This window comes from Gardnerella swidsinskii, assembly GCF_003397705.1.
GTDB classification, from domain to species: domain Bacteria; phylum Actinomycetota; class Actinomycetes; order Actinomycetales; family Bifidobacteriaceae; genus Bifidobacterium; species Bifidobacterium swidsinskii.
Genome location: NZ_QJVB01000002.1, coordinates 179,204 through 191,426 on the forward strand (window position 1 = coordinate 179,204; position 12,223 = coordinate 191,426).

9 protein-coding genes are annotated in these 12,223 nt (G+C 46.4%); 2 read left to right on the forward strand and 7 right to left on the reverse strand.

Features of this window, described 5'->3' with window-relative positions; all coding sequences use genetic code 11:
- The first annotated feature begins 265 nt into the window (after nt 1-265).
- A complete protein-coding gene (gene tkt / locus D0T18_RS03065; RefSeq protein WP_102703154.1) occupies nt 266-2,365 on the forward strand; it encodes a transketolase in 2,100 nt (699 codons plus the stop codon).
- Between the two features lie 268 nt (nt 2,366-2,633).
- The gene (gene tal, locus D0T18_RS03070; RefSeq protein ID WP_012914254.1) at nt 2,634-3,737 is read left to right on the forward strand and encodes a transaldolase; all 1,104 of its coding nucleotides are present in this window, start codon (nt 2,634-2,636) and stop codon (nt 3,735-3,737) included.
- A 393-nt stretch (nt 3,738-4,130) separates the two neighbouring features.
- Here tal and D0T18_RS03080 read toward each other — a convergent pair whose 3' ends face one another.
- The 7 genes from D0T18_RS03080 to rapZ all read right to left on the reverse strand — a co-directional run bounded on the left by D0T18_RS03080 (nt 4,131) and on the right by rapZ (nt 12,214).
- Nucleotides 4,131-5,474: an AMP-dependent synthetase gene (locus D0T18_RS03080; protein ID WP_116440453.1), complete on the reverse strand. Its 1,344-nt coding sequence runs from the start codon at nt 5,472-5,474 to the stop codon at nt 4,131-4,133.
- 472 nt (nt 5,475-5,946) lie between these two features.
- Entirely contained in the window at nt 5,947-6,783 is an 837-nt protein-coding gene (locus D0T18_RS03085) for an HAD hydrolase family protein (protein WP_116440454.1), read from the reverse strand.
- A gap of 147 nt (nt 6,784-6,930) precedes the next feature.
- On the reverse strand, nt 6,931-7,179 hold the full coding sequence (gene secG, locus D0T18_RS03090; protein WP_004119067.1) for a preprotein translocase subunit SecG: 249 nt from the start codon (nt 7,177-7,179) through the stop codon (nt 6,931-6,933).
- Between the two features lie 61 nt (nt 7,180-7,240).
- A complete protein-coding gene (gene tpiA, locus D0T18_RS03095) occupies nt 7,241-8,047 on the reverse strand; it encodes a triose-phosphate isomerase (RefSeq protein ID WP_004108638.1) in 807 nt (268 codons plus the stop codon).
- A gap of 164 nt (nt 8,048-8,211) precedes the next feature.
- Nucleotides 8,212-9,417 (reverse strand): phosphoglycerate kinase, encoded by a 1,206-nt coding sequence (locus D0T18_RS03100; RefSeq protein ID WP_004108635.1) that lies wholly within the window; start codon nt 9,415-9,417, stop codon nt 8,212-8,214.
- Between the two features lie 684 nt (nt 9,418-10,101).
- On the reverse strand, nt 10,102-11,049 hold the full coding sequence (gene whiA, locus D0T18_RS03110) for a DNA-binding protein WhiA (protein WP_012914259.1): 948 nt from the start codon (nt 11,047-11,049) through the stop codon (nt 10,102-10,104).
- Between the two features lie 289 nt (nt 11,050-11,338).
- Nucleotides 11,339-12,214: an RNase adapter RapZ gene (rapZ, locus tag D0T18_RS03115; RefSeq protein ID WP_100066708.1), complete on the reverse strand. Its 876-nt coding sequence runs from the start codon at nt 12,212-12,214 to the stop codon at nt 11,339-11,341.
- Nucleotides 12,215-12,223 lie beyond the last annotated feature (9 nt).

Genomic DNA, 12,223 nt, shown 5'->3' on the forward strand with positions numbered 1-12,223 from the left:
ACCATATTATTTGATTTCTATACTAGCTTATTCGATTTCTATACTAGCTTATTTTTGGCAATTTATTAGCACTAAACGTAGCGTAAAAGCAAAGTATAAGTATAGTGTGAAAGCAAACTCGCAACAGAACATAAAAGCAAACTTTTGACACACTTTGTAACATATTCGTCGCGCGCGAAAGATAGGATTGAAGGGCAATGAGAGGGTAAAAAGCCAGCGTAAGCTGTGCTTAAAAACCCGGATTATTGGAAGGAAAGTAGATCACATGACCGATTTCAACTGGTCTGCATTAGACGAGCGCGCCGTAAAGATGGCGAAGGTTCTCTCGGCTGATGCTGTTGAGCGAGCAGGACACGGACATCCTGGCTCCCCTGTTTCATTAGCACCGATTGCGTACACATTGTACCAGCATTTCATTAAGCACGATCCAGCTGACCCAAAGTGGGCTGGCCGCGATCGTTTTATTCTTTCTGGCGGTCACGCTTCGCTTACGCAATACGTGCAGTTGTTCTTCTCTGGATACGGCTTGACTCTTGACGATCTCAAGTATTTCCGTGGCGGTGCAGACACGCGTACTCCAGGTCACCCAGAATACGGCTTGACTCCAGGCATCGAAATGACTACTGGCCCACTCGGTCAGGGTCTTGCTTCTGCTGTTGGTTTCGCTTACGGCCAGCGCTTTGAGCGCGGTCTTCTTGATCCAGAAGCTTCAGCTGGCACTTCCCCATTCGATCACAAGGTTTGGGTTATCTGCGGCGAAGGCGACGTTGAGGAAGGCGTTTCTTCTGAAGCTGCTTCCTTGGCTGGAAACCAGAAGCTTGGCAATTTGACTGTAATCTTCGATGCAAACCACATTCAGATTGAAGGTGACACTAAGCTCACCTTCTCTGAGGATATTCTTGCTCGTTACCGTGCATACGGTTGGTACACCGATGAAGTTAGCTTCATCCAGCCAGACGGATCCTACAAGGAAGACGTTCAGGCTTTGGCTGCAGCTATTGAAAAGGCTCAGGAAGTTACTGATAAGCCTCACTTCATTAAGGTTAATACTTTGATTGCTTGGCCAACCCCAGGCAAGACCAACAACGAAGCTTCCCACGGCTCCAAGCTTGGCGAAGAAGCTGTTAAGGGCTTGAAGGAACTTTGCGGTTTCGACCCAGAAGTTCAATTCCCAATCGACGAAGAAGCTTTGGTTCACGCTCGCAAGGTTGCAGAGCGCGGCTTGGCTGCCCACAAGGCTTGGGATGAGGCTCTTGCAAAGTGGGCTGCCGCCAACCCAGATAAGGCTGCTCTTTACGAGCGTCTTAAGGCTGGCAAGCTTCCAGAAGGCTTCGACAAGGCTATTGACGACTTGGTTGCTGGCTTCGAAGTTGGCTCTAAGGTTGCTACCCGTAAGGCTTCCGGCGCAGTTCTTAACGCAATTGCTGCTGTTATGCCAGAACTTTGGGGCGGTTCCGCTGATTTGGGCGGCTCCAACAACACCAACATTAAGGGCGCTGACTCCTTCGGTCCATCCGAAGACGCAACCCGCACTTGGCCAAACGTTTCCGAGTACGGTCGTCAGCTTCACTTCGGTGTGCGCGAGTTCGCAATGGGTGCTATTACCAACGGTATTTTGCTTGGTTCTGACACTCGCCCATTCAACGGCACCTTCTTCCAGTTCTCTGACTACGAGCGCCCAGCAGTTCGCTTGGCTGCTTTGATGGAGATTCCAAATCTCTACGTTTGGACCCACGATTCCGTAGCTTTGGGCGAAGATGGTCCAACTCACCAGCCAATCGAACACTTGGCTGCTTTCCGCGCTATTCCTCAGCTTGAGGTTGTGCGCCCTGCAGATGAGTACGAGACTGCTGAAGCTTACCGTTACTTCTTCGAGAAGAAGAACAGCTATCCAACTGCTATGATTTTGACCCGCCAAGGCGTTCCAACCCTCGCTGAGACTGCTGAAAAGGCTCGCGAAGGCGTGAAGCACGGCGCTTACGTTTTGGTTGATTGCGAAGGCACTCCAGACGTAATCATCATGGCAACCGGTTCCGAAGTTCAGTGGGCTGTTGCTGGCGCCAAGACTTTGGCTGCTGAAGGCATTAAGGCTCGCGTTCTTTCCATGCCATCCCTCGAATGGTTCGAAGAGCAGGACGAAGAGTACAAGGAAGCAATCTTGCCAAAGTCCGTCAAAGCTCGCGTTTCCATCGAAGCTGGCTTGGCATTGCCTTGGTACAAGTATCTTGGCGATTGCGGCAAGGCTGTTTCTATCGAACAGTACGGCTTGCAGGGTGACGGCGGTCAGAACATGATCGACTTGGGCATTACTGCTGAGCACGTAGTAGAAGCTGCTAAGGCTTCTATCGAAGAAGCTCGCGCCTAAGCGAAACTTGCTACTAAAAGTAGATTGCTACTAAAAGCAAATCGCAAATAGTAGAGAATCGCAAATAGGTAGCGAATAAAAAGCTTGATGTATCAAAATAAAATTGGTATGTCACAAAACTAGAAGTGCTAACGAAACACTTCACAAGAGACAGCGACGGCGTGTTGATGCCGAGCTACCGTTGGTTCGACATCAACCGCTGTTTCTTGTAAAAACGCCAAAATACCGACGTGCCCCAATTGGTGGAGCACAGTGTTAAGGAGATAACATGACTGAAGCAACGCAGCGCACCAGCGATTCCGGCGTTTCTATTTGGTTGGACGATTTGTCCCGTACCCGCATTGAGTCCGGCTCTTTGCAGGATTTGATTGCTAATAAGAATGTTGTTGGCGTTACCACCAACCCATCCATCTTCCAGAAGGCTTTGAGCCAGGTTGGCCCATACGATGCACAGCTTAAGGAACTCGGCAAGGTCGACGTTGAAACCGCTATCCGCGAGTTGACCACCACCGACGTTCGTAACGCAACCGATATCTTCCGCGAGATCGCTGAAAAGACCGACTTCGTTGACGGCCGCGTCTCCATCGAAGTTGACCCACGCTTGGCTCACGATACTGCTAACACTGAGAAGCAGGCTGAAGAGCTTTGGGCAAAGGTTGATCGTCCAAACGTTATGATTAAGATTCCAGCAACTTTGGAAGGTCTTCCAGCTATCACCGCTACCCTTGCTAAGGGTATTTCTGTGAACGTAACCTTGATCTTCTCCCTCGAGCGCTACGAGCAGGTTATCGACGCCTTCATCGAAGGTATCGCTCAGGCAGATGCTAACGGCCACGACTTGAAGCACATTGGTTCCGTAGCTTCCTTCTTCGTCTCCCGCGTTGATAGCGCTGTTGACAAGCTCCTCGAAGCTAACGGCTCCGATGAAGCTAAGGCTCTTGAAGGCAAGGCTGCTGTTGCTAACGCTCGCTTGGCTTACGAACTCTTCGAAAAGAAGTTCGCAGCTGACCCACGTTGGGCTGCTCTTGAAGCTAAGGGCGCTAAGAAGCAGCGTCCACTTTGGGCTTCTACCGGCACCAAGAACGCAGCTTACTCCGACTGCAAGTACGTTGACGAGTTGGTTGCTGAGCATGTTGTGAACACCATGCCAGAAAAGACTTTGAACGCTCTTGCTGATCACGGCAACGGCGCTGCTTCCGTTAAGGGCACTTACGAAGAGAGCCACGCTGTTATGAACAAGCTTGCTGAGCTTGGCATCAACATTAAGGACGTTACCGACAAGCTTGAGGCCGACGGTGTTGCCGCCTTCATCAAGTCTTGGGATTCCGTGATTGCTGACGTGCAGTCCGGCATCGATCGCGTAAACGCCTGATTTGATTAATCAGTAATAAATAAACATAAACCGCACATGTTCGTGGATTAATTCACACATGTGCGGTTTTTGTTTGCGGAGCACTCCAAACGAGAGGAAAACTCCCTACAATTGGAGCACTCAAGCAGATTAACCAACTGAGAAAATAACGGTGATTACTTGCCAGAAAGAGTTCGCCAGCGAGATTCGGTTAAAACGTTGCGATGGCGCACGCGAGTTTCGTAAGCGAGCGCTTAGAGCGGCGAGCATCATCTCGCATTTGGAGGGTTGCGGAGGGTTAGACGCTCCAAACGCGAGGAAATTTCCCCACAATTGGAGCGCTCGACGTATGACTCCGCCCAACTGCGCCAGTAACGAAAAACGGTAAAGCGTGCGCGCTTTAAGCGCTCGATATTATCCAACGCGCATAATCCGCGGCACGCCAGCCTCAACAAGCTTCCGCTCAAGATTCTTAACGCCAACAACATCCGCAAAATTAAAGCGCACAATCTTACTCACTCCGCACTCCCTAAAAAGCACCGACTCGCGCTCCGCCTGCCTATCAATATTGCGATTAATAGCGGCCTGATTGTAGGAATTACGCAACATTTGAGTATCAGACGAAGAATTGAAGTTGATATTCGCATGCGTAGAATTAGTCGAATCAACAAAATACTTCCCATACCCATCAAGCTCACCAACAATCAGACCACCGCCCGAAACCCGCCACAAAAAATCACACCTATACTTAACCCTAGAATTTGACGCAACAAACTCATGCTGCAACTCAGGCACCATAAACCCAAGATCAATCATCGTGCCGCGCGCAAAAGACTCGCCGCCATTCTCACTTAAACCATTCTTAAAAAGGCAAAGGCGGCGCAGCATAAGAAGCGAATATTCCTTACTCCCATATTTTCCGAACCCGCCGCCAACGAATGCATTCGCAAACGACTCCGCAGAATTAGCAGTAACTACACTCTTCTCACGAGTACGCAAATCTTCATACTCTTCATTGAATGAATCGTACTCATCATAAACGTCGTCCGCGTATTGCAACTTATTAGCGCAACCATTTCTACGTCCGCCAGCAGAAGTCCCGTATCTTCTTCCGCAAATCTCAAGAACCTTGTTAAAATTCACGTTATCGCGCGCAGCAGAATCAAAAATCGGCAGCGCTGTCCTAAAATTCACAGTATTCGCAACATCAAAAAGCATCGTGCTCTTGTCAACAATATGACTTCTAATCTCATAACTTACCCTGTCACTTGAATGCGGAAGCGTAACGAGACGTCTACCATGATTTCGACTCGGCTGCACAATGCGCACGTCATCACTTGTACCATCCTGTTCTTTGCATGTTCGCATAATCCTATGCAAATACGGATTATCGTTAGCAGACTTGTGCACAGAACTACGAATATAAATCTTCGTTGAACTTACAGAAGAACTGAAGTTGCGCTGAATATTATCACTGCCATCTTCTACATCATCATAATTTTCCACAATATCATAGCCAAGTAGCGCAGCAGCAGTAGGACCAGTGAACTTCCATTCTGGATAAATCTCCATTAAAGAAATAGCTATGTGACGCATTTTTTCAGACGGATATAGCTTCTGCCAATACTCAGTTCGCGCGTAAAGATTGCGGAAAGTGCGCACAAAAGTGCCTTTCTTCACGCACCTATACGCATACTGCTTTTGCGCACCAGTAATTGGTCGTATGCACTGATGATTACTTTCTGCATTTTCGATCATGCGTATTATTTCGTTACTAGTATTGCTCATACAATTTATTATTCAAAGATACAATATTTGCGCAATAAATTTTGAGCGTTGTGGATAAGAGGTATTACAGGAAGGTAGTGAGCGTTACTAACTCAGCTAACGAACTGAGAAAATAACGGTGATAAGCTCAACACTGTTACTAACTCAGTCAACAAACTGAGAAAATAACGGTAATAAGCTCAACACCGTTACTAACTCAGTCAACCAACTGAGAAAATAACGGTGATTACTTGCCAGAAAGAGTTCGCCAGCGAGATTCGGTTAAAACGTTGCGATAGCGCAAGCGAGTTTCGTAAGCGAGCGCTTAGAGCGCGAGCATCATCTCGCATTTGGAGGGTTGCGGAGGGTTAGACGCTCCAAACGCGAGGAAATTTCCCCACAATTGGAGCGCTCGACGTATGACTCCGCCCAACTGCGCCAGTAACGAAAAAAGGTTGGTTATTCACAATCTAGTAAAAAGGGTTGAATGAAGCCAGTTGGCAACACCGTCGTCATTGTTGGAATCGCAAACTTCGTCCGCAATCGCAAGCAAACGCGGATTACTATTCGCCACCGCTACCCCATAACCACCGGCACGGAACATATCAATATCAATAATATCGTCGCCAAAAACAACAGTACGGCTAGGCTTAACGCCCAAACGATCGCAAATAACGTTCAGTGCATGTCCCTTGTTCGCAAGAGGATTCGTAAGCATCCACAACACATCTTCGCTAATATGCAAGGAAAAATCATCCGGAATAATACGCTGAAGCTGTTCCTTCTCGCAATCTCGCGGCACAATAATGATTTTGTCTGCTATGCCACTTGGAACATTGGAAAAATCTGTAATAATAAAATCCTGCTCGTTCCAAAGCATACGAACATCAAAATTAGTGTAACGAACGTCGTTCATCACAATACCAAGACGGAGCGTAGGTATTTTATCAAGCAATCGCAGGCAAACATCAGCAGCAAGATTAGAGTCAAAACCAAAGCGAGTAAGAGTATCAATGCTTCGCTGCGAAGTAAGTTCAGAAATAGTGCTGTGAACGCAATCAAAATCAATAAGCGCACCGTTTAGATACGCGCAAACTTGAGCTTTTAAATCGTGAACAAAATCAAAAGCGCTTCCAACAGGACGAGCCGTAATAATAGCAAGCGGAATACCAGATTCGTGCAAACGCTCAGCAGCCTGCACAGTTTCGCTGCTTAAAAAGCGGCCTTCAAAAGTATCGGAATCGTGAAGCATTGTGCCGTCAAGATCAGCAATTACTAAAGAAGGAGAAAAACGAAGCATTATAGTTACCCACTATTTTTAATGTGCATAATGAATTTGTAAATCGCACAAATGCAAGCGCGTACGCAAGATCACACACAAGCCCATAAATTTTGATTTATAAAATAAAAAGCGCGCAATCTTTCGACTACGCGCTTAAAAGAATACTTAGATAAGTGAGAACTTAGTCATAAGGTTCAAGGCAACAATAACAGCCACCCAAATCAACGCTATAATAACCGTCCAACGATTTAAGTTCTTTTCTGCAACACCAGAGCTACCAGCGTTCTTCGTTAAACCGCCGCCGAACATGTCGGAAAGGCCGCCGCCCTTGCCCTTGTGCATCAAAATTAACAATGTGAGCAAAATGCTAGTGAGCACAAGCAACACCTGCAAAATAATCTTCACAGTGGACACAACCAACCTCCTGTTTTACAGTACTCAATTAAGTTTAATAATAACCTTTGACCGCTTAAGCTTATTTAGTCTCTAAACGTGTTTGCGCAGCCGTTAGTCGCACAATATTAGCAAGTTCTTGCGCATCAAGAGAAGCACCACCAATTAAGAATCCATCGACATCTGGCTCCGCGATAAGACTTGAAGCATTAGAAGAAGTTACAGATCCGCCGTAAAGAATACGAACAGTATCTGCAACATCGTCACCGAACGTAACGCGCAAGTCTTCACGAATAGCCAATGCAGCTTCCTGAGCTGAGTTAGCAGTGGCAACCATACCCGTACCAATTGCCCAAACTGGCTCGTACGCAATAATTAAACGCTTAGCTTGCTTCGCATCCAAATCGCGCGTTACATCATGCACTTGCCCTACAGCAAAATCCAGCGCAACACCCTGTTGACGTTCTTTAAGACTTTCACCAACGCAAAGAATTGGCTGCATTCCTGCGGCAAGAACAGCTCGAACTTGATCAACTATATTTGCATCATCTTCAGGATGATACTTGCGTCTTTCAGAATGACCAACAATAACCATTGAACATCCAAGACTTGCAAGCATATCTGCAGAAACATCACCAGTAAAAGCACCTTGAGCAGTAACAGAAACAGCTTGAGCTCCGTACAATATTGGCAAATGGTCAGACTCAACAAGAACTTGCACGCTTCTTATTGAAGTAAAAGAAGGCATAAGTGCAATTTCACAATCGTGATAGTCGTAATGCGCGTCACGCAGTAGCCACGCAAATTTTTGTATAAAATGCGTTGCTTCGCGGTGATTGAAGTTCATTTTCCAATTACCTGCGACTAGCGGCTTTCTTTTAACAACCATAATCACCCTTAAAAATTGAGGATTGAAGATTAATAGTATTGCGCAAATTAGTGTTATGCCGACCTCGATTTACAAAACGGATTCATAAAATCGAAAGTCGGCATAAGCGGAAATATTTAGTTTATACTTGCTCGCGTAAATACTACTTACTCAAGCAATATTACTTACTCAAGCACACTCAAACCTGGAAGAGTCTTGCCTTCCAAGAACTCGAGAGAAGCGCCGCCGCCAGTAGAAATGTGCGAGAAGCCATCTTCTGGGAATCCAAGGTTGCGCACTGCAGAAGCAGAATCACCACCGCCGACTATAGTGAAAGTGCCGTTCTTAGTTGCATCGACCAAGCCCTGAGCTACAGCGCGAGTACCGGCTGCAAACTCTGGAACCTCGAACACACCCATAGGACCGTTCCAAACAACAGTCTTGGAGTCAACAATCTTGTCGTGGAAAAGCTTCTGAGAGTCAGAACCAATATCCAAGCCCATCTTGTCTGCAGGAATAGCGTCTGCTGGAACTACTTCTGGAGCAACTGGAGTATCCCCTGCTGGGAAGCCAGCATTCACAACAATATCAGTTGGAAGCACAAGCTCAACGCCATTCTTCTTAGCGGTTTCAATGTATCCCTTAACCTTCTCGAGTTGATCCTCTTCAAGCAAAGAAGTACCAACTTCGTGACCCAAAGCCTTGAGGAATGTGAACACCATACCGCCGCCAATAACAAGACGATCAGCCTTAGAAAGCAAGTTTTCAATAACGCCGAGCTTGTCGGAAACCTTAGAGCCGCCGAGAACAACAGTCAAAGGACGCTCTGGGTTTTCAGTTGCGCGAGAAAGTGCCTTAACTTCCTTTTCAACAAGCAAGCCTGCAGCTGCTGGAAGATCGGCAGCAACATCGTAATTTGAACCCTGAGCGCGGTGCACAACACCAAAGCCGTCGGAAACAAACACTTCGCCAAGAGAAGCAATCTTCTTAGCGTAAGCTGCGCGCTCGGAAGCATCCTTGCTGGTTTCTTCCGCGTTGAAGCGCACATTTTCAAGCAAAACAACGTCGCCATTATTCATGGCAGCTACCTTAGCTTGAGCATCTTCGCCGTAAGTGTCTGCAGCCAAAACAACATTTGTGCCGAGCAATTCACCCAAACGCTGCGCAACTGGAGCCAAGGAAAGCTCTGGAACAACCTGACCCTTTGGACGACCAAGGTGAGCCATCAAAATCACCTTAGCACCCTGCTCACGCAAAGCCTTAATGGTTGGTAAAGCAGCACGAATACGACCATCATCAGTAATCGTCGTACCCTTGAGAGGAACGTTAAAATCAGCGCGAACCAATACGCGCTTACCACTCAAATCTCCCAAATCTTTCAGTGTCTTCATTGGTATCCTTTCCAAACCATATTGGCTTACCATATTTGACTTACATACTGGCTTACCGTGCCGGCTTACTTCGTTCAACAAAACGCAAAATCAGCCTCAAACATCAACACATTGCCGGGTGCAATTATACCGCACATCTTCAACAATCCCTATGAACAACGCAGCTTTGCACCAGTGCTCTGCTGACGTTGCGTCTGTAGCTTTGCAGTAATGCTTCTGCGAAAAGTGGTTTTGTAGCTTTGCAGTTGCGCTTTGCAAACGTTGCGTCTGAAGCTTTGCAGTAATGCTTTGCAAACGTCGACTATATGTTGCTTAGTGAACTTTGACATTAATGCTCTGCAGACGTTGAGTATTTATTGCTTGGCGAACACTAACATCGGTGCTGCTGCACACTCCACACCAATCACTCTTCCTACCACACCAAAAACAACTGCGATTGGAATTAACGAGTGAGGGGTGGGTGTTGCTTGGTCGAGCAATATAAAAGCGGAACGATAGTAATAATCTTGTTGACGAATACTATTTTTGCAGAGAAAGTAAGTAAAAAACTAAACTTAACTACGCAACCGCTAAGTCCAAGTAAGGTATAAGAGCGGAGCGCTGCGAGACAAGTAACACCCACCGCTCACAGCCACATAAAAAAACCCGCCAGCCAATACAGCTACAAACCACGCAAAATCAGCATTAAAGCTGCTGCATACGCGACTTCTCAACCTTCGCTGAAAGCTGCAAAAGTCTACGAATTCGCCCTGCAATCGCATCCTTTGTAATAGGAGGATCAGCCAAGTGACCAAGCTCTTCCAAACTTGCGTCGCTATGCTCAAGACGAAGCTTTCCAGCCATCAACAAATTATCTGGAATATCGTCGCCCAAAATATCGAATGCGTGACGAACCTTTTCGCATGCCTCAGCAGCAGCCTTAGCACTACGACGCATATTCGCATCGTCAAAATTAGCCAAACGGTTTGCTTTTCCGCGAGCTTCACCGTCCGAACGCTTACCGGTCCATTCGCGAGCAGAACGAGGAGCACCAATCAAAATCAACATTCGCTCAATTGCGTCAGAATCGCGCAACGTCACTCGCTCAGAGCTACGAACCTGACGAGCCTTGGCGCTAATGCCAAGTCGCGCCGCCATAGTTTGCAAAGCATTTGCAGCCTCATGAGTTGGGCAAACAACTTCCAAATAGCTAGCTTTGCCAGGGTCGGAAATAGCACCGTGAGCCAAGAAAGCACCACGCCAAGCTGCTTTGATTTGGGCGATACTTCCACCAACAATCTCAGGTGCAAGACCTGCAACAATTCTCATACGTCGATCAAGAAGACCAGATTGCAAAGCCAGTGCTGCAGCACCACGCTCAACTACCACGTCATAGCGAACTACAGTGCCCGTAGGAGTTTGCCGAGAAACTTGAGCAATTGTTGCTTCCCTCTGGAAATAAGTTTTCAATACCTCAACAAGCCACTGAGCTGCGCGCTGAGAATCCAACTGAGCGCGAATAACAGCTTGATTATTTACTGGCCTTAAGCCGCCAGCAAAGCGCATCATTGCTGCAGCTTGAGCCATAATGACAGTCGGGAGCTCATTGTTGTTTGAAACGAGTTCATTTTTGACGTCGTCAAGAAGAGCCAAGGGACAACCTCCTACTTTTGTTCTTCTTAAAATATGAGTGCTGTTGGGTACTTGCATGATGCTGTGGCACACGACATGCCCGGCTTTCTGTGATACAGAATACGTTGGACATTTTACCGGTTTTTGCACATGCTTTACATGCTTTTAGTACAAGATTTTTTATATTTTATATAATTTACACAATTTTTATTTAATTTTTTAATTAATTTTAATTGATTAGTTTCATAATCGCATTTCACTACTTTACTTTTTCACTACTTTACTTTTTGCTACTTTACTTCTCCACTTATTATGATCTTCTCTGTAGCTCTCTTGCAGATACTGTAACTTGCAAACCGTGCAATCTCAAACGTCTAGCAAGCTCAATACTTACGGCAACAGAACGATGCTGACCGCCAGTACATCCTACAGCAATAGTCACGTAATGCTTGTCTTCTTTAGCGAATCCGTCGATAGCTGTAAGAAGCGCATTTTCGTAAGAATCTAAGAATGTAATTGCCGCAGAATTCGATAAAACATAATCTTGCACAGCTTGATCCTTACCTGTAAGCTCCCTTAATTCAGGAACCCAGAAAGGATTCGGCAAAAATCGCATATCGGCAACAAAATCAGCGTCCATTGGCATGCCGTATTTAAATCCAAAGCTGAAAATATGCACAGAAACAGTAGAAGAGCCTTTTCCAAGCAATCCTTCGTAAAGCTTTGTAGAAAGTTGGTGAATACTAAGTGCAGAAGTATCGATAATAATATTTGCGCAATCTTTCAGATGACTGAGCAGCTCTCGCTCTTCTAGAATACCGTCAATAAGTCTGCCACCGCGCTGCAAAGGATGCGGTCTACGCACAGACTCGTAACGCTTGATAAGCACAGCATCTGAAGCATCTAGAAACAGAATTCGCGTTTTTACACCAAGGTCATCAATATGCGCAAGAACTGCAAACAGGTCGTCGAAATATCCTCTAGAACGCACGTCAATAACAGCAGCAAGCTTATGCACTTTAGAACCGGATGAAGTCATCATATCTACTAGCGGTATGAGCAGTTTTGGCGGAAGATTATCGATAACATACCATCCCATATCTTCCAACGCGTTAGCAGCGTGCGAGCGCCCAGCTCCGCTCATGCCTGTAATTAGCATAACTTCAAATCTGTCAGATAGTTGCATACTAGTCGA